This window comes from Vibrio sp. MED222 (assembly GCF_000153005.1).
GTDB lineage: Bacteria > Pseudomonadota > Gammaproteobacteria > Enterobacterales > Vibrionaceae > Vibrio > Vibrio tasmaniensis_A.
This window is the reverse complement of the sequence record NZ_CH902607.1, coordinates 968,921-993,064: the sequence shown is the minus strand read 5'-3', so window position 1 is coordinate 993,064 and position 24,144 is coordinate 968,921. Positions and strand designations below refer to the sequence as shown.

24 protein-coding genes are annotated in these 24,144 nt (G+C 43.6%); 16 read left to right on the top strand and 8 right to left on the bottom strand.

The features are described from left to right. The 9 genes from MED222_RS10575 to MED222_RS10615 form a co-directional block, all read left to right on the top strand. Positions 1–266 (top strand): hypothetical protein (locus MED222_RS10575; RefSeq protein ID WP_009847139.1); only part of this gene is annotated, 266 nt, incomplete at its 5' end. A 639-nt stretch (positions 267–905) separates the two neighbouring features. After that, a complete protein-coding gene (locus MED222_RS10580; protein WP_009847138.1) occupies positions 906–2,000 on the top strand; it encodes a TRAP transporter substrate-binding protein in 1,095 nt (364 codons plus the stop codon). 217 nt (positions 2,001–2,217) lie between these two features. Next, complete coding sequence (locus MED222_RS10585) at positions 2,218–2,790, top strand: TRAP transporter small permease subunit (protein ID WP_050395127.1); 573 nt, start codon at positions 2,218–2,220, stop codon at positions 2,788–2,790. 9 nt (positions 2,791–2,799) lie between these two features. Beyond that, positions 2,800–4,083 (top strand): TRAP transporter large permease, encoded by a 1,284-nt coding sequence (locus MED222_RS10590; RefSeq protein ID WP_009847136.1) that lies wholly within the window; start codon positions 2,800–2,802, stop codon positions 4,081–4,083. 104 nt (positions 4,084–4,187) lie between these two features. Further along, complete coding sequence (locus MED222_RS10595; RefSeq protein WP_009847135.1) at positions 4,188–5,543, top strand: cache domain-containing protein; 1,356 nt, start codon at positions 4,188–4,190, stop codon at positions 5,541–5,543. Further along, positions 5,536–6,174 carry a response regulator transcription factor gene (locus tag MED222_RS10600; protein ID WP_009847134.1) on the top strand — a complete coding sequence of 213 codons (639 nt, stop codon included), beginning with the start codon at positions 5,536–5,538 and terminating at the stop codon, positions 6,172–6,174. Before MED222_RS10595 ends, MED222_RS10600 begins: the two co-directional genes overlap by 8 nt. 169 nt (positions 6,175–6,343) lie before the next feature. Beyond that, complete coding sequence (locus MED222_RS10605) at positions 6,344–7,942, top strand: BCCT family transporter (RefSeq protein WP_009847133.1); 1,599 nt, start codon at positions 6,344–6,346, stop codon at positions 7,940–7,942. Between the two features lie 272 nt (positions 7,943–8,214). Next, complete coding sequence (locus MED222_RS10610; protein ID WP_009847132.1) at positions 8,215–9,786, top strand: BCCT family transporter; 1,572 nt, start codon at positions 8,215–8,217, stop codon at positions 9,784–9,786. Positions 9,787–10,083: 297 nt separating this feature from the next. After that, complete coding sequence (locus tag MED222_RS10615; protein ID WP_009847131.1) at positions 10,084–11,967, top strand: methyl-accepting chemotaxis protein; 1,884 nt, start codon at positions 10,084–10,086, stop codon at positions 11,965–11,967. Between the two features lie 120 nt (positions 11,968–12,087). On the opposite strand, the gene MED222_RS10620 is transcribed toward MED222_RS10615, so the two are convergent. The 6 genes from MED222_RS10620 to MED222_RS10645 all read right to left on the bottom strand — a co-directional run bounded on the left by MED222_RS10620 (position 12,088) and on the right by MED222_RS10645 (position 17,648). Beyond that, positions 12,088–12,489, bottom strand: coding sequence for a SufE family protein (locus tag MED222_RS10620; RefSeq protein ID WP_009847130.1), 402 nt, complete (start codon positions 12,487–12,489; stop codon positions 12,088–12,090). A gap of 3 nt (positions 12,490–12,492) precedes the next feature. Beyond that, positions 12,493–13,725, bottom strand: coding sequence for a SufS family cysteine desulfurase (locus MED222_RS10625; RefSeq protein WP_009847129.1), 1,233 nt, complete (start codon positions 13,723–13,725; stop codon positions 12,493–12,495). Then, positions 13,718–14,974, bottom strand: a complete 1,257-nt coding sequence (gene sufD, locus MED222_RS10630) for a Fe-S cluster assembly protein SufD (protein ID WP_232281809.1) — start codon at positions 14,972–14,974, stop codon at positions 13,718–13,720. The genes MED222_RS10625 and sufD overlap by 8 nt, the downstream gene beginning before the upstream one ends. After that, the gene (sufC, locus tag MED222_RS10635; RefSeq protein ID WP_009847127.1) at positions 14,964–15,710 is read right to left on the bottom strand and encodes a Fe-S cluster assembly ATPase SufC; all 747 of its coding nucleotides are present in this window, start codon (positions 15,708–15,710) and stop codon (positions 14,964–14,966) included. Before sufC ends, sufD begins: the two co-directional genes overlap by 11 nt. Before the next feature lies 1 nt (position 15,711). Next, the gene (gene sufB / locus MED222_RS10640; protein WP_032555249.1) at positions 15,712–17,208 is read right to left on the bottom strand and encodes a Fe-S cluster assembly protein SufB; all 1,497 of its coding nucleotides are present in this window, start codon (positions 17,206–17,208) and stop codon (positions 15,712–15,714) included. A gap of 71 nt (positions 17,209–17,279) precedes the next feature. Further along, positions 17,280–17,648 carry an iron-sulfur cluster assembly accessory protein gene (locus MED222_RS10645; RefSeq protein WP_009847125.1) on the bottom strand — a complete coding sequence of 123 codons (369 nt, stop codon included), beginning with the start codon at positions 17,646–17,648 and terminating at the stop codon, positions 17,280–17,282. Positions 17,649–17,833: 185 nt separating this feature from the next. On the opposite strand from MED222_RS10645, the gene nrdH reads away from it, so the two are divergent. The 4 genes from nrdH to nrdF are packed head-to-tail and all read left to right on the top strand — an operon-like array spanning position 17,834 to position 21,566. Beyond that, a complete protein-coding gene (nrdH, locus tag MED222_RS10650) occupies positions 17,834–18,055 on the top strand; it encodes a glutaredoxin-like protein NrdH (RefSeq protein ID WP_009847124.1) in 222 nt (73 codons plus the stop codon). Further along, positions 18,055–18,453 carry a class Ib ribonucleoside-diphosphate reductase assembly flavoprotein NrdI gene (nrdI, locus tag MED222_RS10655; RefSeq protein ID WP_009847123.1) on the top strand — a complete coding sequence of 133 codons (399 nt, stop codon included), beginning with the start codon at positions 18,055–18,057 and terminating at the stop codon, positions 18,451–18,453. Before nrdH ends, nrdI begins: the two co-directional genes overlap by 1 nt. Continuing rightward, a complete protein-coding gene (nrdE, locus tag MED222_RS10660) occupies positions 18,446–20,578 on the top strand; it encodes a class 1b ribonucleoside-diphosphate reductase subunit alpha (RefSeq protein ID WP_032555226.1) in 2,133 nt (710 codons plus the stop codon). The genes nrdI and nrdE overlap by 8 nt, the downstream gene beginning before the upstream one ends. A 16-nt stretch (positions 20,579–20,594) precedes the next feature. Further along, complete coding sequence (nrdF, locus tag MED222_RS10665) at positions 20,595–21,566, top strand: class 1b ribonucleoside-diphosphate reductase subunit beta (protein ID WP_032555225.1); 972 nt, start codon at positions 20,595–20,597, stop codon at positions 21,564–21,566. Positions 21,567–21,659: 93 nt separating this feature from the next. Here the strand turns inward: nrdF and MED222_RS10670 are convergent, their stop codons facing one another. After that, a complete protein-coding gene (locus MED222_RS10670; RefSeq protein WP_017097344.1) occupies positions 21,660–22,079 on the bottom strand; it encodes a BLUF domain-containing protein in 420 nt (139 codons plus the stop codon). A gap of 212 nt (positions 22,080–22,291) precedes the next feature. Beyond that, positions 22,292–22,483 (bottom strand): hypothetical protein, encoded by a 192-nt coding sequence (locus MED222_RS10675; protein ID WP_009847119.1) that lies wholly within the window; start codon positions 22,481–22,483, stop codon positions 22,292–22,294. Between the two features lie 498 nt (positions 22,484–22,981). Between MED222_RS10675 and MED222_RS10680 the strand changes: the two genes are divergently transcribed. The 3 genes from MED222_RS10680 to MED222_RS10690 all read left to right on the top strand — a co-directional run bounded on the left by MED222_RS10680 (position 22,982) and on the right by MED222_RS10690 (position 24,115). After that, positions 22,982–23,230, top strand: coding sequence for a TIGR03643 family protein (locus MED222_RS10680; protein WP_009847118.1), 249 nt, complete (start codon positions 22,982–22,984; stop codon positions 23,228–23,230). Positions 23,231–23,297: 67 nt separating this feature from the next. Next, complete coding sequence (locus MED222_RS10685) at positions 23,298–23,693, top strand: DUF3465 domain-containing protein (protein ID WP_029222999.1); 396 nt, start codon at positions 23,298–23,300, stop codon at positions 23,691–23,693. Between the two features lie 131 nt (positions 23,694–23,824). After that, the gene (locus MED222_RS10690; RefSeq protein WP_009847116.1) at positions 23,825–24,115 is read left to right on the top strand and encodes a hypothetical protein; all 291 of its coding nucleotides are present in this window, start codon (positions 23,825–23,827) and stop codon (positions 24,113–24,115) included. The last annotated feature ends 29 nt before the right edge of the window (positions 24,116–24,144 follow it).

Sequence of the window (24,144 nt, the reverse complement as noted above, 5' to 3'; positions counted from 1 at the left end):
CTGTAGCAGCAAAACCAGCGGTAGAGAAAGCAGTAGCAGCAACTAAAGAAGTTGCAGTAGCACTGACTCCTAAGCAACAACAAGTTCTAGACATCGTTGTTAGCAATGCTGAAGGCATTAACCCTAAAGGTATCGGCCTAGCAGCTGGTCAAGAAGACGCGAAAGCAGCTTCATGGGCAACAGGCGCATTGAAAAAACTTCTTGAAGAAAACCTAGTAGCGAAAGAGCAACTTGCAGGTAACAAGGTTATCTACAAAGCTATGTAATCCCGCGGGATTACATTCGCTTCGTTAAAGTTTTTAAGCCTCGATTATCGAGGCTTTTTTGTATCTGGCGGATCATGTTAATCCCAAAACCAAAACCAAAACCAAAACCAAAACCCTAAACCCAATCCCAACCCCCTAACCCCCTAAACCCATACTTATATTCAAACCTAGCATTCGAACCTAGCCCAAGAGGCCTTATTTCCAATCGGCTGATCTCTTCCGTTATTCATCTGTCTGTCGCGTGTCCCATGTTTCGAATCAGTAAGCACCAAAGTAGGGCGTCTGATTCTCTGAAATCTTGATTCTCATGGATTTAATTCATTTAGGTGCGTATTCGATGTGTGGCGAGAATAGAGCTTCCTCACGAAATGGAAATCAATTGTTAATGCAGTTTCACTATAACTACTTAGGTATTTATCAATACTAATTACCCTAATGAATCTCCCAGAGCCTTTAAAATCGACATCGCTAAATTATCTCCTACGTAGTTCTACGTAATCCTTTGGTCTAATACGCAGTTTGTGTGAGTCCGTCGTGCGTGCTCTCCCTGATATCTTGTTGCTACATCACGGTGCACTCTTATGTTGAATCATAAAAAATGCTCATAGAAAGAGTGTTAACCCAACAAAGGACGTGAATATGAGTCTCATTTCTAACTCCCTCACACGAGTTTTTAAAAACGTTGCAGTTACTGCAGCGGCTTGTTTAGCTTTGGTCGCTACTGGTGCAACTGCTGCTGATAAGGTTTATCGCTTGAAGCTTGCTGAAACATGGGGACCAAACTTCCCTGTATTCGGTGACGCGACGAAGAACATGGCTGCGATGGCTGAGAAAATGTCGAACGGTCGACTGCAAATCAGAATCGATTCTGCGAACAAACACAAAGCACCGCTTGGCGTTTTTGACATGGTTAAGTCTGGTCAATACGACATGGGGCACTCAGGCTCTTACTACTGGAAAGGTAAAGTTCCAAACACGCTTTACTTCACTTCTATGCCTTTCGGTATGACGCCAGCTGAACAATATGCGTGGTTCTATCACGGTGGTGGTATGGAGTTGATGGAGCAGGTTTACTCTCCACATAATTTGATGTCGTTCCCAGGTGGTAATACGGATATCCAGATGGGCGGTTGGTTTCAAAAAGAGATCAACAGTGTGGAAGACCTACAAGGTCTGAAAATGCGTATCCCTGGCTTTGCTGGTGAGATTCTAGCGGAGCTAGGCGCTAAACCTACCAATATTGCCCCAGGTGAGCTTTACACGTCTCTAGAGCGTCGCACAATCGATGCACTAGAGTGGGTAGGTCCATCACTTGATCTGCGTATGGGCTTCCACAAGATCGCACCTTACTACTACACAGGTTGGCATGAGCCGGGTTCAGAGCTTCAATTCCTAGTAAACAAGCGTACATGGAACAAGCTTCCTGAAGACCTACAAGAAATCTTGCGTGTTGCAATGCGTACAGCGGCTTACGACATGTACACACAAGCAACGCACGAAAGTGGCAAGAACTGGGTTTCAATGAAAACAGAATACCCAGACGTACAAGTTAAAGATTTCCCACCAGAGGTTATGTCTGCACTGAAAGAAGCGAACGATCGCCTACTTGCTAAGCACGCTGAGAAAGATGCATTGGCAAAAGAGATTCAAGCTTCACAAGCAAGCTACCTAGAGCAAGTACGTTCATGGACGGATATTTCACACAGAGCTTATTTAAATAGCCAAGCGAAATAATCGACAGTTTTTGAACTGAAGCTAAATGAACCCAAAGCTATTCTTGTTAGGTAACTAAGAGTGACTAAGCGGCGGGTTCATTTTAACCATAATAATTAAGCAGGATAAACCCTGTAATACGCCCAAGAACCCTTTCTACGTCGTGCCTATTGCTAGCTATAAACTGAATCGTTTTTAGTTTGGGTTAGTTGTGCTGCGCGATGTCTTTTCAAATTCCATGGAGTCGGGAATGCGAAGTCTAATTTATATTGAACGCCTGTTTAATCGTATCGGTGATGCACTGGGATGGCTTTCCAGTATGTTGTTTATTCTACTTATCGCTAACGTTGTGTATGACGTTGTCATGAGATATGCCTTCAATGATGTCTCAATCGCTTTCCAAGAGATGGAATGGCACCTTTTCTCAGCCGTTTTCCTATTAGGTGTCCCTTATGCCATAAAGGCAGGTGGCCACGTTCGAGTAGATGTGTTCTACGAACAATTGAGCTTTAAAGCGCAAGCCATTATTGACCTGCTCGGCACACTGATCTTTCTGATGCCTTTCTGTTTGCTGGTTGCTTGGTTTGGTATTGATGTTGCCAAAGAGAGTTATAACCTCGGCGAAACCTCAGGTGACCCGGGTGGCCTGCCATATCGATGGATCATCAAAGCCATGATTCCACTGTCATTTTTCTTGATGGCACTCAGCGGAGTCGGTTTGATCCTGCACTCGTTGAACAAAATTTTTAATCCCCATCTCATCCATGCAAATAACACGCATGCAAACAATACTCATACAAAGAATAAGTAGAGGCTGAACATGATTGGAATAGTAATGTTTTTCGTAGCCTTGTTTGCACTTTTACTAGGCTTCCCGGTGGCGTTTACCTTTGGTGGTATCGCGCTAATCTTTGGTGTTTGGGCGGAAGGCATCGAAATGTTTGCCTTCATGCCATATCGAATTCAATCAATCATGGAAAATACGGTGCTGATGGCCGTTCCATTGTTTGTTTTTATGGGACTTGTTCTACAAAAGACTAAGCTTGCTGAGCAGTTACTTGAGTCTATGGGACGACTGTTTGGTGGTGTACGAGGTGGTATCGCAATCTCGACAGTTCTCGTAGGTTCACTGCTTGCCGCTTCAACCGGTGTGGTAGGCGCTTCTGTGGTTGCAATGGGGCTTATCTCGTTGCCCGTCATGCTCAAGTACAACTACGACAAAGGCTTAGCCTGCGGCACCATCTGTGCGTCTGGTACGTTAGGGCAAATCATTCCGCCATCCATCGTCTTGATTCTATTGGGGGACGTATTGGGTGTTCCGGTAGGTGACTTGTTCCAAGCCGCGATTTGGCCGGGCGTGATGTTAGTGGGGGCTTATATCGTTTATATCTTAATATACGCGAAGCTTAACCCTGAAGCCGCTCAACCAATTGAGCGTGATGATTCCATCAGCCGTAAACAAGAAGTCATCAACGCATTGAAAGCAATCATACCGCCACTCGCGCTGATTATTGTCGTATTGGGCTCTATCTTTGCGGGTGTTGCTACGCCGACAGAGTCTGCTGCTCTGGGTGGTGCGGGTGCGATGGTACTCGCTTTGCTCTACGGTCAGTTTAGTTGGTCGATGGTGTATGACGCCTCTAAAGAGACGGTCAAAGTAACGGCAATGGTATTTGCTATCTTGTTGGGTGCAACGGCATTCTCAATGGCGTTTACTTATACTGGCGGTGATTATCTGGTTGAAGAGTGGATGCTGCAGTTGCCGGGTGAGAAGTGGGGTTTCTTGATCATTACCATGTTGGTGATTTTGATTCTGGGTTTTTTCATCGACTTCGTAGAAATCTGTTTCATCATTGTGCCGATTATTGCGCCTGTTGCTGAACTGATGGGAATCAACATGACTTGGTTCGCAATTCTTATCGCGATGAACCTTCAAACCTCATTCTTGACGCCACCGTTTGGCTTCAGTTTGTTCTATCTAAAAGGGGTGGCACCAAAAGGTGTGACTACCAAGGATATCTACCGAGGCGTGATGCCTTTCATTTTGATTCAAATCCTCGTACTTGGATCACTTCTCGCTTTCCCATCTTTCTATGGAATGTGAGTGAAGCCTAGAATGTGAATGATATGTTTCAACGACTATCCATAAATTGATAAAGTAAAACGGCTTATTGATGTTCAATAAGCCGTTTTTTGTGAGGAAAAGGAATGCCTCTAAAAGTTAAGCTGATTTTGCTGACGCTACTCCCGTTGCTGATTGTAACGGCGAGCATTAGTTGGATCTCGTTACACCAAACTAAGACGTTGGGTGAGAAAGAGGTCGAAATCTTCCGAGACAGCTTAATTAAGTCGCGTGAAAACGCCCTCAAAGACACTGTTGATCTCGCATTTGATGCCATCGAACATATCTACAACGATCCCGATATCCAAGAAGCACAAGCCAAAAGAGAAGTTCGAACCATATTGTCTAAACTAAGGTATGGCTCTGACGGTTACTTCTTTGCGTATGATCGCCACGGAACCAATTTGGTTCATCCAATCCAGCCAGAGTTGATAGGGCAAAACTTACTTCAACTGCAAGATGAAGATGGCGACTTTCTGATAGAAGCCTTGTTAAGAGAAGCACAAACAGGCGGAGGATTTCACCAATATTTGTGGCAAAAACCTTCGACAGGTGAGGTGGTCTCGAAGCTGAGTTACGCCGCTTGGTTAGAGCGCTGGGACTGGATGATTGGCACCGGCTTGTATATTGAGGATGTGCATCAAGAAGTGGCCTCGATGCAGGCCGCAATTAACAAGAATATTGAAACCACGTTCTTTTCGATTGTGGTGATTCTGAGTGTGACGGTCGCGGTCATCATTGTACTGACGTTGGCCATTAACATGCATGAACATCGGATAGCGGATAACAACTTGAAGGAACTAGCTCATAAGACGGTGATGTTTCAAGAGGACGAAAAGAAGCATCTAGCGCGTGAGTTGCATGATGGTATTAACCAGTTATTAGTGTCGAGTCGCTGTCACTTAGAACTGCTCGGTAATAAGCTACAAAGCGAAGACCTTAAAGCACATTTGAATAAGTCGCAGCATTCACTCATGCGAGCAATCGAAGAGGTGAGGCATATCTCGCATCAACTTCGTCCAAGTTCATTGGATGATATCGGCTTAGAAGCGGCGTTGTCTTCACTGTTATTAGACTTTCAGGCGCACTCGAGCATTGAAGTGGAAACCTTGTTTAATACGCAGCCGGGAAAGTTGAAATCAGAAGCTGCGACGACTTTATATCGAGTGGTGCAAGAGTCACTGAATAATATAGAGAAACACGCACAAGCGACCAAAGTAACGGTTATCGCACAGCAAATTGGCAATGTGTTGCAGTTGCTCATCCAAGACGATGGAGTCGGTTTCAATACCTATAAAGCAATGGAAAAGCGAGGTATTGGGTTACGTAACATGAGAGAACGGGTGGAGTTCATCGGTGGTGACTTTGAATTGATGAGTGAGGTTGGCTTTGGAACGGAAATTACAGTGTTACTGACACTAGAGGGATTAGTGAATGAGTGAAGTTATTCGAGTTGTGATTGCAGATGATCACCAAGTGGTACTGGATGGCTTTATGGCGAGATTAGAACTCGAGCCTGATATTAGCGTGATAGGTACCGCCAGCAATGGATTAGAAGCCGTTGAAATGGTTAAAGACCTGCGCCCTGATGTAGTGTTGATGGATATCAGCATGCCTATCATGAATGGTATTGATGCCACTCACCTGATTAAAGAGGAAGATCCTCAAGCTAAGGTGCTGATGCTGACCATGCATAACAACCGTGAATACATCATGAAGGTGATGCAATCGGGTGCTGTCGGCTATATGTTGAAAGAAATTTCGGCTGAAAAAATGGTGCAGGCAATCAAGACGGTCAATCAAGGCTCAACCTATTTCTGTGAAAAAGTGACTCAGAACTTGTTTACTCAGCCTATTACTCCCACACAATCTGTGAAGAACCCATTGAGTAGGCGTGAGGAAGCTGTGTTGAAATTAGTGGCTAAAGGGGAGAGCAGTAAAGAGATCGCGAAGGGATTAAATATCAGTTACCGAACGGTTGAAACCCATAGACAAAATATCAAGCATAAGCTCGACATTCACTCTACGGCAGAGCTTGCCAAGTATGCTGTTAGCTCTGGGCTTGTTGAGTGATGTTACGCTAAATTACAGTGAATGTGTAATTTAATTACCAAATGTGCCGTTTACACCCGTTTTTTGATGGTTTTTTTAGTATTTTTGCGACGAGTTGTTATTCTTCCTTTCGAAATTTAAGTGCCAAATGCAATGTTGCAAATTGTGCGCTACTAATTAGAGAGGATGCATGGAGCCTGTAAAGGATAGGTATAGTATTGAAAATACTGATTATACCGTAGGACAAGATAATGTTCAGAAATGGGGTTTTGATGTTCATAACCCTGTATTTGGAATCAGCGCTGGGGCGATAATTGCTTTCCTGATTGCGCTTTTGGTTGCAGAACCTGAAACAGCTAAAGCGGCACTTGATGGCGTTAAGTGGAAAGTCATCGGTAACTTCGATGGTTTCTTTATGTGGGCTGCGAACCTTTTCGTATTTTTCTGTTTTGTCCTCATTATCTCCCCGTACGGAAAGATACGTATAGGTGGCGATGATGCTAAAGCAGAGCACTCTAACCTATCTTGGATGTCGATGTTATTCGCCGCAGGAATGGGTATTGGTTTGATGTTCTGGGGTGTGGCAGAGCCAGTAGCTTACTTTACCGGTTGGTATGAAACACCGCTCGGTGTTGAAGCGTATTCTCCTGAAGCGGCTAAGTTGGCACTCAGTGCAACCATCTACAACTGGGGCTTGCACGGTTGGGCAATCTACGCCGTTGTTGCCTTGTCTCTTGCCTTCTTTACTTTCAATAAAGGCTTACCGCTTTCTATTCGCTCAATCTTTTACCCGCTACTCGGTGACAGAACTTGGGGGTGGTTTGGTCATATCGTTGACATTGTCGCAGTACTTGCAACATTGTTTGGCCTTGCAACATCACTTGGCCTAGGTGCACAGCAAGCCGCAAGCGGTATTAACCATGTATTTGGTACCGATGGCGGTATTGGTATGCAGCTTATTGTTATTGCAGTGGTAACACTATTGGCAACAATGTCGGTGATTCGCGGTATTAACGGTGGTGTTAAGGTTCTCAGCAACGTCAACATGGTTGTTGCATTAGGCTTGCTGATCTTCGTAACTATCGCGGGTGGCATGGCGGGTATTAAGGCGATACCAACCGCGCTAATGGGCTACATTGAGAACTTTATTCCTCTTAGCAACCCTCATGGTCGTGATGATGAAACATGGATGCAAGGTTGGACGGTATTTTACTGGGCTTGGTGGATTTCATGGTCACCATTCGTAGGCATGTTCATCGCTCGTATCTCTAAAGGTCGTACAATTCGTGAATTTATCGTTGCAGTCTTATTTATCCCGACGTCTGTCATTATCATTTGGATGGCTATTTTCGGTGGCATTGCGATTGACCAGGTGGCGAATAAAGTGGGTGAGATTGGTATAAATGGTCTGCAAGATATTACACTTTCTCTATTCCATACTTACGATGCGTTACCAATGAGCTCAGTGCTTTCAGTGGTATCGATTGGTTTGATTATGGTGTTCTTCATCACCTCATCAGACTCAGGTTCATTGGTTATTGATAGCATTACTTCTGGCGGTAAAGTCGATGCACCTGTTCCACAGCGTGTATTTTGGGCATTGATGGGCGGTGCGATTGCGGCGGTTCTACTGTGGGTTGGTGGTACTGAATCTATTCAGGCATTACAAGCTGGAACAGTCTCAATGGCACTACCATTTGCCTTCATATTATTGCTTATGTGCCTAAGTTTGTTTCTTGGTTTACGTACAGAGAATCAATTGGTTAAGCAGCAAAGTGCTTTGAGCTAAAAGTATTTTTTCAAATAGAGGCCGACTTAGTCGGCCTTTTTTTCGCCGCAAATATAAGTGATTACCTATATTTTGTTTGAAAATCCATCGAACTGATTCTAGTTTACTGAAAACAATAAGTTAACCTGCTAAACTTCAGACATCCAAGTATTTGAATTATCGTGACAACAGCTTGTACTACTTGGATCGTATGTTCGAGTTTGTGATTCAGTCACAGGAAAGTAAGGGATATGAGGTCAACAGACCTTATAAGTATTCCGTAGAGAGGAATAATGACTAAAGGTATAGATAAATACAGTATCGACAGTACGGATTACACTGTTGGTCAAGATAACGTCCAAAAATGGGGTTTTGACGTTCATAACCCAGTGTTTGGTATCAGTGCGGGACTCATCACTTTGTTCTTGATCGGTGTGCTGCTTACAGATACCGCTTCAGCGAAGTCAGCATTGGATGGTGTTAAATGGCAAATTATCAATTCATTTGATTGGTTGTTCATTTGGTCCGGTAATATTTTCGTTATTTTTTGCTTAGGCTTGATTGTTTCTCCGTTTGGTAAAATCCGCCTTGGTGGTGTTGATGCAACGGCAGATTACTCATTCATGTCTTGGTTATCGATGCTGTTTGCTGCAGGTATGGGTATTGGCTTGATGTTCTGGAGTGTTGCAGAACCTGCGGCTTACTACACAGGTTGGTATGAAACGCCACTTGGCGTAGAGGCAAATACACCAGAAGCTGCAAAACTAGCACTCGGTGCAACCATGTATCACTGGGGGCTTCACCCTTGGGCTATTTATGGTGTTGTGGCGCTTTCACTGGCTTTCTTCTCTTACAACAAGGGATTACCGCTTTCAATTCGTTCTATCTTCTACCCAATTTTAGGTGATAGAGCGTGGGGCTGGGCTGGTCACATCGTTGATATTCTTGCTGTACTTGCAACCCTGTTTGGTTTGGCGACATCGCTTGGCCTTGGTGCGCAACAAGCGGCAAGTGGTATTCAGCATGTATTCGGCATTGAGGCAGGCTTAGGGTTACAAGTCATTGTTATTACCGTAGTAACTTTGCTAGCGGTCGTATCCGTACTTCGTGGTATTGATGGTGGCGTTAAAGTTATCAGTAACATCAACATGTTGGTTGCTTTCCTACTGCTTATCCTAGTGGCTCTAATCGGCTACGCAGTGACTCTAGGTTCAATCCCTACAACATTGATGGCATACATCGAGAACATCATTCCGTTGAGCAACCCTCACGGTCGTGAAGATGAAGCTTGGTTACATGGTTGGACTGTATTCTACTGGGCCTGGTGGATCTCATGGTCTCCATTTGTCGGTATGTTTATCGCGCGTGTTTCTAAAGGTCGTACTGTTCGTGAGTTCATTACAGCGGTACTGATTGTTCCAACGACAGTGACTATCATTTGGATGTCAGTGTTCGGTGGTATGGCAATTGATCAAATCGTGAATAAGGTTGGTACCCTAGGTCAAAATGGCTTAACTGATGTATCACTGGCAATGTTCCAAATGTTTGATGTATTGCCGTTTGGTACTCTGCTTTCAATCATTGCGGTTGTATTGGTTCTCGTATTCTTTATTACATCGTCTGACTCGGGCTCTTTAGTTATCGACAGCATTACTGCTGGTGGTAAAGTTGATACGCCTGTACCTCAACGTGTGTTCTGGGCGTTCCTTGAAGGTGCGATTGCAGTAGCTCTATTGTGGGTTGGCGGTACTGAAGCCGTTCAAGCTCTGCAAGCGGGTGCAATCTCAACCGCGTTGCCATTCACCATCATTCTATTATTGATGTGTGTGAGCCTACTAATGGGTATGCGAACAGAGAAAAGATAGACTAGCTACTATTCGATTTTTCATTTTTTGATGTTGAATACAAAGTAAAACAAAAGGCAGAAGAGGAAACTCTCCTGCCTTTTTTTTATCCATTTTACAGCCTGTAACACTGTATATATCGTAGGAATCGTCGTTGAAATGGCGCCTTGAATTTGGCGAAAAGCCAAGTAATTGGCGAAAGATAAGTTTTTGGTTTTATTGCAAATATAATGTGATGTGAAACTGTGAAATAGCTCGAATCGTTTACTTAAATTGGGTAGTATTCGCTAGATTTTCCACCACTCGTGAAACTTACTAATGAAATTAACACTTAAGCAGAAGTTGATAGGTGCTAGCCTATCTGCTGTTATCGTCATGGCAACAGCCTTGACTTGGTTATCAGCAAACCAATTATTTGAAGAGACTCGTAATGGCGTATACCAACGAGCTGAAAGCGTATCTGAAGCAGCATCTGAAGGTATTAAAAACTGGATTGATATTCGCACGGATATCGCATCAGCGTTTAATGACTTTTCACGAGAGGATGATGTTGTTCCTTTCCTTAAGCAAGCTCGTGTAGCGGGTGGCTTTGACGATATCTTTTTAGGTACTCCAGAAGGCGGAATGTACCGTTCACATCCTGAACGTAATCGTGCAGATTACGACCCTCGTCAACGCCCTTGGTACCAAGAAGCAAACGCAGTCGGTAAGCAAATTATTACGACCGCTTATCAAGATGCGATTACCCAAGCGCTTCTAGTTACGATTGCTGAACCTGTTCGTCATAACGGTAAGCTTATTGGTGTTGTTGGTGCGGATGTACTTATTGATCAGCTAGTCAACGATGTTATCAGCTTAGATGTTGGTGACAACGCTTACGCAATGCTCATTGATGCCTCTGACGGCACATTCCTAGCACACCCAGACTCAGCACTGAGCCTTAAGCCTGTTAGCCAGCTTTCAAACGACATTTCTATGCCTATCATCGAAAACGCAGTGCGTACGGGTAGCATCGAGATCATCAAAGAGCGCGGTGCTGAGAAGCTGCTTTACTTCACTAATGTGCCTAACACGAACTGGATTTTCGCAGTTCAGATGGACAAAGCAACAGAAGAAGCGAATCACTCAATACTTCTTACGCAACTCATTACTACAGCGGTTGTAATTACTCTGATCGTTATCGTGTTGGTTTCTATGTTGGTTAGTTTCCTATTCCGCGACTTAAACCGCGTTTCAGCGGCACTTGAAGAAATTGCTTCAGGCGAGGGCGACTTGACTCAACGTCTTGAGCTTAAAAGTGATGACGAAATTGGTAAACTTGCGGCAAATTTCAACCATTTTGTGGGCAACATGCACACTATGGTACTCAAGCTAAGTGAAGTGTCTACTGCATTGGGTAACCAAGCACGTCAAACAGCTTCTCAAGCTGAAGAGCGTAGTGCTCGCATTCAGATGCAACAAGACGAAATCAATATGGTAGCAACAGCCGTGAACGAAATGGCTGCAGCAACACAAGAGATTGCGGGTAACGCTGATCAAACTGCACAGAATTCATCTGAGGCCGTTGGCGCGTGTGAGCACGGTACGGGTCAAGTTACACAGACTCAAAGCTCAATCCAAAACCTTGCACAAGAAGTTCAAGTTGCAACGAACGTGATTCTTGAGCTAGAAGAGCACGGCAATAGCATCAACGCTATCTTGTCTAACATTCAAGGCATTGCTGAACAAACTAACTTACTTGCACTTAACGCGGCGATTGAAGCTGCCCGTGCTGGCGAACAAGGTCGCGGTTTTGCGGTTGTTGCTGATGAAGTGAGAGTTTTGAGCCAACGTACACACGGTTCAACTCAAGAAATTCAACAAACGATTGAATTACTGCAAGGTACAACGGGCAAAGCGGTAAGTATCATGAACGATAGCCGAACGCTTGCTGAAACCAGTGTTGATGACTCAAACTCAGCGGCCGCTAGCTTAACGCAAATTCATGCTGCTGTTGAACGTATCAGTGATATGGCGACTCAAATCGCTTCTGCTGCAGAAGAGCAAGCGTCAGTAACGTCTGAGATTACTCGTAACACTGAAGGAATCCGTGACGTATCTAACGAGCTAGCAGGTGAAGCGCACCAAGCTGCAGAACAAGCTGCTCAGCTTTCTGAACTGTCTAATGAACTAGAAAATGAAATCAGCCGTTTTAAGCTGTAATTATAGATAGATAGATAGATAGATAGAAGCCCCAACTTAGGTTGGGGCTTTTTTATGTTCGCTTTTTAGAAGAAGCAAAATGTCGTGATCTAATCATGCTGGGCTATTGTTTATTGAAGGTTAAACAGCCCGAGCGTGACACCGAATATGTTTTATTATGGCCTCTAAGCCTTGACTCCGACTGGCGCTAAGCTGAGATTTTAGGTCTAGCTGGCGGAACCAGTCTTTAATATCGAATTCTAGAACGCTCGCGGGTTGTTGGTTGTTATAGGCGATCAACACCAATGCCAGCAAACCTTTAACTAGCGAAGAATCGCTGGTCGCTTGTATCGACATGTTGTTCTGTTGACTGATGGAAAGATCTAGCCATACATTACTTTGGCAGCCTGCGATAAGATGTGTTTTATTCATCTTTGTCACAGGGAAGGGCTCTAATCGGTCCCCCAATTCTATCAAATACATATAACGTTCTTCCCAGTCAGCGCATCGCTCGAAGTTTTTCTGGAGCTTTTCAGGGGACATAAGCTACCTTAACAGTTGGTGGATTCGTTTTAGTGACTGGCACAAGGCGTCTATGTCTTTGGGCCTTGTGTACATGCCAATCGATGCGCGACACAGCGAGTTCTGACCGAGTCGTTTTATAAGGGGCATTGCGCAGAGATGTCCGGTACGAATCGCAATACCATATCTATCTAAGAATGAACCCACATCAAAAGAGTGTTGATTTTTCATATTAAAAGCCAAAACGCCCGTGCGGTTATCATCATCGCCATAGAGCTCTATTGCTGGTATCTGTCTAATACTCTCCACCAAATAATTCATTACATTTTTTTCATAGTCAGAGATCTCTTTGAAGCCGATAGTTTCTATGTAGTCTAGAGCGGCGCCTAAACCTAAAATGCCTGCAATATTCGGAGTGCCCGCTTCGAACTTCCACGGAGCTTGGCCAAACGAGGTTCCCAAAGGCAGTGTCACTTGATCGATCATGGCTCCGCCGCCTTCCCATGGCACCATGTTGTCGAGGTGTGTTTTTTTTGCGTAAAGCACGCCGATGCCTGTCGGGCCATACAGTTTGTGCCCAGAGAAGGCGTAGAAATCACAATCGAGGTCCGTCACATTGACTTCATCGTGCATGACAGCTTGAGCACCGTCGACTAACACGGGGACTTTTGCTTTATGTGCAGCTTTGACTATCGTTTTAATTGGGTTTACGCGGCCTAGAACATTCGATACGTGGCTAATCGCCAGCAGTTTTGTCTTTGTATTCATTAACGACACAAGGTCGTTGAGATTCAAATAGCCATTTTTTGCCATTGGCCAAACACGAATGTTGACATTATAAATTTCAGAAAGCATCTGCCAAGGAACAAGGTTGGCGTGATGCTCCATTTCCGTCACGATGATTTCGTCACCCGCTTTTAACCTAGGGCGCAAATAGCTATTCGCAACGAGATTGATGGCCTCTGTCGTCCCTTTGGTGAACACAATACTTTCTCGGGATTTAGCTGAAATGAACTGAGCAAGTTTTTCTCTTACTTGTTCCATTTCTTCGGTTGCTTTAGAGCTTAGGTAATGGACACCGCGATGAACACTCGCATAATCATGTTGATAAAACTGAGTCATGCGGTCGATAACGATTTGAGGGGTTTGGGCCGTTGCAGCACTGTCTAAATAGACCAAAGGCTTGTCGTAAACTTGAGTTCTTAGAGCTGGGAAGTCATTAAACCAAGGGCTTGTATTTTCGCTCGAATCAATCATTTGGACATCCTTTATTGAGTGACGCATTGATTTTATCTATCGCAGATTGTCTTAGGGCGGGGTGTTTAATTCTCTCGGTAACGCCAATGACAAACGCAGAGGTAATCATGTGCTCGGCTCGTTCTTTTGGGATACCTCTAGAGCGTAAGTAGTTGATTTGGTTTGGGTCGATTTGCCCTGTTGTTGCACCATGGCTGCATTTGACATCATCGGCATAAATCTCTAATTGAGGTTTAGAGTTTACTTGGGCTTCATCGCCTAAAATCAGACTGTGGGTGTCCATTTGCCCGTCTGTTTTTTGCGCGGTAGGGTCAACATAGATCATGCCGTCGAAAACAGACTTAGATTGGTTTCGAGCGATGGTTTTATGATTTTGTTCACTTTGGCAGTGGGGAGAGTTGTGTTTCAAATAGGTGCGAGTATCAAAAACTGCCTCACCTTGAGGTAGGGAAATACTGTCCATAGCGACAAAACCTTGTTCGCCAGTCAGTTCTGAACTTACTTGATGTCGTATCAATTGGCCGGAGTAGAGCAAGCAACAAGAGTAGGCGCTAGCATGCGCATTAATCACCAAATCGTTATGACCGAAGTGATGTTGACTTAAGGCCTCTTCGACAATTTTAGTGTGATGATAGTGAGCACCACAACCAACGTGTTGTGTTAAGCGAGATAATGTTACGCCTCTACCACTACCTTGTGAAACATGGTGTTCGATGACGGTGACTTCCGCATGATCTGCGACTTCAATATGGCTTCTGTAGCTTGATACATCACCTTGTTTTCCGGAATTGATATGCAGAAGATAAATAGGTTTCGATACCTGCGTATTCGCTTCGACCTCGATTAATATGCCACTTGAAGCGGTAGCATCAGTAATATAGGTAAAAGCGTCTGGCTTTATTGAACGAGATAGCTCATCGATTTCAATTGGAGAGATCGCGCAGATGGGAGTCACTCGAACTTTTGGAATCCAGTCGGAGTATCGAGCTAAAAAGAAGCCGTCGACGAAGACTAATCGATAAGCATCAATGTCTAAACTGAATTTGTTGTATGGCGTGTTAGCTGTCGACTGCTGTGGTGCGCTGCTTAGCTCTAGTTCGTTTAATCGGTCAAGAGGCGTGTATTTCCAGTCCTCATGTTGAGGGGACGGTAACTCAACCCCAAGCAATTTAGACCATTGTTTTTTTTGCCACTCATGCGGTCGAACAAGGGTTTCAAATGAATCAAGCAATGAATGTTTATTGTTCATCAATGATCCACCCATAGCCTTTCTCTTCTAATTCTTGAGCTAACGTGTGGTCACCAGATTTTACAATCTTTCCTTGGTACAACACGTGCACGAAATCTGGTTTGATGTAATTGAGGATACGTTGATAGTGCGTGACCAAAATGAAAGCTCGTTGCTCATTCTGCAGCGCGTTTACACCTTCAGAGACGGCTTTAAGGGCATCAATATCTAGACCTGAGTCGGTCTCGTCTAGTATACAAAGATCAGGTGAGAGCACCGCCATTTGTAGAATGTCATTGCGCTTTTTCTCTCCACCAGAGAATCCCTCATTGACAGAGCGTTGGAGTAAATTTGCCGGCATCTTCAACAATTGCGCTTTTTCTTCCAATAGATCTTCAAAGTCAAAACGATCGATTGGTTCTAAGCCTCGATATTCACGAACCTCGTTGAGAGCTGTATTTAGAAAGAGTTTGTTACTGACACCTGGAATTTCGACAGGGTACTGAAAGGCTAAAAATACCCCTTCACCGGCTCTTTCCTCTGGATCTAGCTCTGTAAGATCTTGACCTTTGAAAACAATCTCACCACTGACGACCTCGTAATCATCCTTGCCTGCCAGTGTGGCGGATAGGGTACTTTTTCCCGACCCATTCGGTCCCATAATTGCGTGAACTTCACCAGGTTTAACAGTTAGGTTAATACCTTTTAGGATAGTATTTTCTTCAACGCTGACATGTAAATTTTTAATTTCTAACATTTTATCCCACACTATGCTCGAGGCTGATTGATAGAAGTTTTTGCGCTTCAACAGCGAATTCGAGTGGTAATTCTGAAAATACGTCTTTACAAAAACCATTGACGATCATGGATATGGCGTTGTCTTCACTGATCCCTCTTTGGGTGCAGTAAAACAGTTGATCTTGGCCAATTCGAGAGGTCGTTGCTTCGTGTTCAACGTGAGCAGACGGGTTTTTGACTTCGATATAAGGAAAAGTGTGAGCCCCACATTCGGCGCCGATTAACATTGAATCGCACTGAGTGAAGTTTCTCGCACCTTCTGCGTTGGGGGTGACTTTAACCAGCCCTCGGTAACTGTTCTGGCTTTTGCCTGCTGAAATCCCTTTTGAAATGATGGTAGAGCGAGAGTGTTTTCCTATATGAACCATCTTAGTGCCGGTATCGGCTTGTTGAACGCCATTCGTTAAAGCGACGGAGAAAAACTCACCGACAGAGTAGTCTCCTTTGAGAATCACGCTTGGGTACTTCCACGTTATCGCAGAGCCTGTTTCTGATTGAGTCCAAGACATTTTGCTGTACTCGCCTTCGCAAACCGCACGTTTGGTTACGAAGTTGAGTATGCCGCCTTGTGAATCCTCTGCTCCTGAGAACCAGTTTTGCACAGTGGAATATTTAACTTCAGCACGCTTGTGAATGATGACTTCTACGACGGCGGCGTGAAGCTGATAGGTATCTCTCATCGGGGCAGAGCAACCTTCGATGTAGCTGACGTATGAGTCCTCATCAGCCACTAAAATTGTTCTTTCAAACTGGCCTGTTTTTGCTTGGTTTATTCGAAAGTAGGTAGAGAGTTCTCTTGGGCATCTCACACCTTTAGGGATGTAAACAAAAGTGCCGTCAGAGGCAACAGAGGCATTCAAAGCCGCAAAGAAGTTATCTTCAGGTGGAACAACGGTGCCTAGGTATTGCTGCACGAGTTCAGGGTATTCTTGGATAGCTTCGCTGAATGAACAGAAGATGATCCCGAGTTCTTTCAGTTCGTTTTGATAGGTAGTGGTGACGGAAACTGAATCGAAGATTGCATCGACAGCAATTTCTGAACCTTCTCTAACTGGAATCCCCAGTGTTTCAAAGGCTGTCTCGACTTCTTCGGTTAAAAATTCATTCGAGCCATCATCACTATCTTTGCCACAACTATCTTTGTCGCAACTAGAGCAACTTGGCGCGGAGTAGTAACTGTAATCTTGGTAATTTAGGTCTGGATAATCGGCTTTTAACCAATGCGGTTCCTCCATTGTTCGCCATTTACGGAATGCTTTGAGACGAAACTCCAGCATCCATTCGGGTTCGTTACGTTTTGCGGAGATTGCTCGAACGACTTGTTCGTTGATTCCCTTCGACAAAGTATCTGAAGATAACTCAGTGTAGAAACCTTCACGATAGTGACTGCTGTGCAGTAACTCTGTAACTTCAGGTTGCGTGTCAATTTCAGGTCGCGTTTCAGCGTCTGGTCGCATTTCAATTTTTGTTTGCGTTTCAACGTCAAGTAGCGTTTTAGCTTCAGACTGCGTTTCTAATGCGCACATGGTTAAACTCCAAAACTCTCGCCACATCCACAAAGGTTCTTCACTTTGGGATTATTGTATACAAAATTACTGTTTAAACCCTGACGCACAAAGTCGATCTCTGTGCCATCGATCATAGGTAGGGCTTTGAGTGCAATATAGAAAATGACGTCATGTGATTCGTACTTGATGTCGTCATCGGATGGCGAATCGATCAGCGCCACTTCATATGCAAACCCCGTACAGCCAGAGGACTTAACCGTGAGGTGGAAGTGCTTTTGCCCATGTGATAACTGGGAAATTCTGTTTGCGGCACTTTCACTTAACGTAACGCCTTGCCACTCCATATCATGTATGGATATGTCATTAGAACCGGAACTCGAAATACTCACCTTACTGCTCCATATTTGACTGGTGACAGTAGATGATATTGATTATCATTTGCATATCAACCATGTATTGTCTATGGTCTTTAGGTCGGGGGTCAATATGTTGACAAAACATAAATCCCAAATACTATATGTGCCATTATTCATTAATAATGATTATCATTAAGATTTAATTGAGGTTGTATAATATGGATGTCATCGTTTATTCCAAGCCACAGTGTGTGCAATGCACAGCAACGGTTAAGGCGTTACAGAGCAAAGGTATTGAGCATACAGTTGTTGATTTAACGTGCGACGAAATCGCAATGGAAAGAGTTCAATCAATGGGTTATCGACAAGCTCCCGTGGTTGTCGCCAATGACCGCCATTGGTCCGGTTTTAGACCTGACATGATCAGCGCGTTAGGTTAATGATTGTTTACTATTCTAGCGCCTCAGGGAATACGAAGCGGTTTGTTGAACAGCTAGGATTACCTGCGATCAGGCTTCCTACTGAGGCCAATGAAAGGACGCTAGAGATTGAGCAACCATTCGTACTCATATGCCCGACTTATGCTGATGGTGAGGGGCGAGGAGCTGTGCCTAACTCCGTTATAAGTCTTTTGAATAACCCGAATAATCGAGCATTGATTAAAGGTGTGATTGCATCGGGAAATCGAAACTTTGGAGCTCTTTTTGCTCGCGGAGGTGCCATTGTCGCTGAAAAATGCAATGTGCCGCTGTTGTATCGTTTCGAACTATCTGGAACCCAGAGCGATATTGATATCGTGACAAATGGGTTAGAACAATTTTGGAAACATCATGGATAACCACTTTGAGAACGAGTCCCTTGACTACCATGCTTTAAACGCAATGTTGAATCTACTTGATGAACAAGGGACGATTCAGTTTGAGGCAGACAAGCAAGCGGCTCGACAGTTTTTCTTACAACACGTTAATCAAAATACCGTTTTCTTTCATAATTTAGACGAGAAGATCGACTATTTGCTTAGAGAGGGATATTACGAGGCTCAAGTTATTGAGCAATATGATCGCAGTTTTCTTCATCAAATCTGGGCAAACGCCTATCAAGCCAAATTTCGATTCCGAACGTTCTTAGGTGCTTATAAGTTTTTTACTTCCTATGCACTGAAAACTCGTGATGGTAAGCGATATTTAGAAAGGTTCGAAGACCGAGTGGTTATGACTGCGCTGTTACTGGCTCGTGGTGACTGTGAATTTGCTCTGGCACTAATGGAAGAAATCATTCATCAACGCTTTCAACCGGCTACGCCCACTTTTATTAACTCCGGTAAAAAGAGCCGTGGTGAATTGATCTCCTGCTTTTTGTTGAGAATCGAAGACAATATGGAGAGCATCGGTCGTGCGATTAACTCATCGTTGCAACTCTCACGTCGTGGCGGTGGTGTTGCTTTACTTCTGACGAATTTAAGAGAGCAAGGTGCGCCCATTAAGGGGATCTTAAATCAAAGTTCAGGTGTCGTCCCTGTGATGAAATTGCTTGAAGACAGTTTCTCGTATGCAAACCAATTGGGGTCTAGGCAAGGCGCGGGTGCTGTCTATCTCAATGTTCACCATCCAGACATCATGCAATTTCTTGATACAAAAAGAGAAAATGCCGATGAAAAAATCAGAATTAAGACCTTGAGCCTTGGTGTTGTCATTCCCGATATTACTCTGGAATTAGCCAAGCAAAATAAAGATATGTACTTGTTTTCTCCTCATGATGTTGAGCGAGTGTATGGCGTACCTTTCTCTGAAATTAGCGTGACGGAGAAGTACCATGAAATGGTGGACGACCCGAGGATCCGCAAAGGGAAAATGAGTGCAAGAGGGCTTTTCCAAACGCTTGCCGAGATCCAGTTTGAGTCGGGCTATCCATACATTATGTTCGAAGATACGGTTAATCAGGCTAACCCCATTCAGGGGCGTGTAAATATGTCTAACTTGTGTTCGGAAATATTACAGGTCAACGAGGCGTCAAATTATGATGACGACTTGAACTATAGTCATATCGGGCGAGATATTTCGTGCAATTTAGGCTCGATCAACATTGCCAAAGCCTTGGATGGAGGTCGACTATCTCAAACCGTTGACACCGCAATTCGAGCATTAAATGCAGTGTCAGAAATGAGCGCAATCAACAGTGTTCCTTCGATAAGAAAGGGCAACGATGAAAGTCATGCTATTGGTTTAGGTCAGATGAATCTGCATGGTTTTTTGGCTAGAGAACGCATTCACTATGATTCACCTGAGGCCATTGATTTCACCAGCAGTTATTTTGCCTGTGTCTTATATCACTGTCTCGCGGCTTCCAATAAGTTGGCACAAGAGAAAAAGAGTACGTTCAAAGGGTTCGAAGATTCTAGTTACAGTGATGGGTCTTTCTTCGACAAATATTTGCAGCAGGATTTCTCGCCAAAATTGGACGTGGTCCAAGATCTCTTTAGCCGTTTAGATATACGAATACCCACCGTGTCTGAGTGGAGCGAATTGAAACAACTCGTCATGAGCTCAGGGCTATACAACCGATACTTACAGGCCATTCCTCCTACAGGCTCAATTAGCTATATCAACGACTCTACCGCTTCTATTCATCCCGTTACCGCTAAAGTGGAGATAAGAAAAGAGGGTAAAATTGGGCGAGTTTACTTCCCTGCGCCGTATTTGAATAACTCCAATTTAGAGTACTTCCGTGATGCCTTTTCCATAGGCCCTAAGGCAATAATCGATGTCTATGCAGCGGCCACCGAACATGTTGATCAAGGCCTTTCATTAACTTTGTTTTTTGACGATGAGGTAACGACGAGAGATATCAACAAAGCTCAGATCTACGCATGGACAAAGAAAATTAAAACGCTTTACTACATCCGAATGCGACAGAAAGCATTAGAAGGTACTCAAGTCGAAGGGTGCGTGTCGTGCTCACTGTAATAAAGGGATAAACGCAATGAAAAAGATGGAATCCGGACCTGTTCAAGCGATTAACTGGAATCGTATGATTGATGGTAAAGATCTAGAGATTTGGAATCGCCTGACGGTTAATTTTTGGCTGCCTGAAAAGGTACCTTTATCCAATGATATTCAAACATGGAAGCAATTAACTGAAGAAGAGCAAACGCTAACGATTAGAGTTTTTACCGGTTTAACGTTACTCGACACGATTCAGAATACGGTGGGTGCGCCAGCCTTGATGGAAGATGCGAGAACGCCTCATGAAGAAGCGGTATTAACCAACATCGCTTTTATGGAGGCAGTTCATGCTCGTAGTTATTCTTCTGTCTTCTCAACCTTGTGTACTACGCCGCAAATTGATGAAGCGTTTCGCTGGGCTGAAGAGAACCCTCTGTTACAGAAAAAAGCACAGATTATCCTCGACGATTATTTGGCTGAAGGCGACCCGTTAAAGAAAAAAGTGGCCAGTGTTTTTCTAGAGAGTTTCTTATTCTATTCTGGGTTTTATCTACCAATGCATTGGTCTAGTCGGGCAAAACTGACCAATACAGCGGATTTGATCCGTCTGATTATTCGTGATGAGGCGATTCATGGTTACTACATTGGATACAAATTTCAACTCGCTTACCAATCTCTTAGTGAGGAAGAACAGGCGAGAGTTAAGGATGAAGCTTATTCATTAATGTTTTCTCTTTATGAAATCGAAACACAATATACCGAATCGCTTTATGATCCTGTTGGCTTAACTGAAGATGTGAAGCATTTTTTACATTACAATGCCAACAAAGCGTTGATGAATCTCGGGTTTGAAGCATTGTTCCCAGATGAACTCTGTCAGGTAAACCCTGCTATCATGGCTGCATTGTCACCGAATGCTGACGAAAATCATGACTTCTTTTCTGGTTCTGGATCTTCTTATGTCATAGGTAAAGCTGTCGCGACCGAAGACGATGACTGGGATTTTTGAACGAATAACCCGAGTATGAACTCGGGCTTGAAAGAGGATGACTTACCCTTGAATCGACATCATCGTTCTAAGGCTTGCCGTTTGAAAATTAGGTCACTCAGACGGCAGATTTTGCTTTAACTCTAAAAGCATTTTATAAGCACTTTCGCCAGACATTTCGTATGGGTTAAATTGATCCGAAGTCGAAAATTGTAAGTTCAACAGTTCAGTCAAATTAGACTGCGGAATGTCTCCCATCGACCAATCTCCAAACTCTCGACAATCAACTTCCTTAAAATACAGTATGGTCACTCTCTCGTGCCGCTTATCGTTTAGGATGTGATTGTAGGTATGGTTTACCGCCTCCCTAGAACCTTCAATGCATTGAAGAAAGTACTTTTGATTATGACTGAGAAGCCCTGTTAGATGGCTCTGCCGATTGTGGTCTCGTGAGATAGTGAGTATTTCATCCAGTGCTTTGGAATCACAACATTCGGAAAGTGTGCTGACATAAATTAACCGAGTTAGGAACATAGGCATCATTTCGAATTTTTGTTCAAAGGGTATTAATAAATATAAGCCAAGCTCATGGAATTGCGAGTTATTGGCTTAATTGTCACTCGGGGGCTTTCGGAAGAGAAGAGGATGGTGATGAAGTCGCAAAGGACAGCTAGCAAGATGCGCTAAAATGAGCCGAATGTTGTTCATTCAATCATTCTAGCGACCTACTTGCATCGAGTCTCTCGTTAGTCGTTAAGAACCGAAATCGATTCGACGTTGGAAGATGCATCGAATCGAACATTGACCAATACGCTTTCACGTTCAAAAGTCACATCATCAAAATCAGTGGCTGCGATCTTAAATCCATTCCTTGCGAATAAACTGGTCACTGTTGTTCGTTGTTTCTGTTCCATGGCGCTTGTCAGTAGTTCGTTCATTGTGATCTCCATTAAGTAACCGTGTGCATAGTGTAAGCGTACAGGGTCTACGTTATGAGTTCAATTGCTTAATTAATAAGCTGTGTTGATGAGTTCAATTGAATGATTTTGGTATTCCAAAATGTGATAAATAAGAGGGTGGATGGCCGTATTACCTATGATAAGTATGGTGTAATGTGACCACCGTTCAGTAGACTTTTGGGTAGGGGTTTATTTAAAAAAATTCAATGTAATAAGTGGTTACAAATCGAACTAGTGTGGTTTGTGGTTTTACGTTTTTTCGAAATTACTTTGTATTGGTTCAGGTTATTGCGATGTCGCATCTTCGGCATCCTGTTTTAATCTTTAGCCATAAACGGACTTGATGACTTGATGGATTAGTAATTCTGCCGTTGCTTTTTGGATGTTGGGGTTTTTCAATTTAAGCGATAAGTCTTTGATCTAATGAGCAAGAAGGAACGTATTTCTGTTCATTTAATTGAAGATGAGTAGGCAAAGATGTTATCTAAAGAGACTGAATCAAGAATTATTGAAATGGCGTGGGAAGACAGAACGCCGTTTGAAGCAATAGAACTGCAATTTGGTTTAAATGAATCAGAGGTGATTCGCTTGATGCGCAGTCGTTTGAAGCTTGGCAGTTTCAAGTTGTGGCGTACTCGCGTTTCTGGTCGCTCTACCAAGCACGTAAAACTTCGTAGCTCAGATGTATCTAGAGGTTATTGCCCTACTCAGTATAAGCATCGTTAAATTGATACTTACGTAGATTTGTAGCCTCAATGGATATCCCTGTATGGAAAAGAAAGGAATAAAAGGAATGAAAAAGTTTATTACTCTATTTTTGGTATTGCTCTGCTTTGGTGTCAGCCATGTTCAGGCCAATGATGCGCGACTTAAGCAAGCTTACCAAAATCACCAAAGTGATGTTCAAGTACGTGGTTCGGGTTTAGTTTCACGATTGCTTCCAGACGATAATAAAGGCTCTCGACATCAGAAGTTTATCTTAAGACTCGACAGCGGACAAACTTTGCTGGTGGCACATAATATTGATTTAGCTCCTCGTATTCAGGGATTGAGAAAGGGCGATAGAGTTGAATTTTATGGGGAGTATGAATGGAACAAGAAAGGTGGCGTGATGCACTGGACCCACAAAGACCCTCGGAATCACCATGCTCATGGCTGGCTGAAGCATAATGGGAAAATATACGAATAGACGACACTTGGCATGGCATATCTGCCATTGAAGAGCATCGTAGAAGGGTGTTAGAGATAGGTAGTGAAAGGGTGCCTATCACTGGGTTTTGTTGTAACTTGGTTTTTAGTGATTTAATAATTTGAGGCTTTATGATTGAAGTGAATTATTTAGTTCAAGTCGTGAGTATTCCTGATGATCTCATTGAAGCATCACAGAAAGCGGGTTCAGACTTGTATATGACCTACAAGCTTTATCAGCTGCTTGTACAGTCTAATCTTTTGTGGCGAGTTTGGTATATCGATGAATTTGGCAAAGTTTGGCTTGAAGTCAATTTGGTTAATGATGTGGGTGACCCAGAATTTCATACGATAGCTTTAGATCAAGGTACTTATCTGAAAATAGACACGGAATGCTATGAAGTGTTGGATGAGTTGAAATAGACGAAAAGAGCCGATAGTTCGGCTCTATC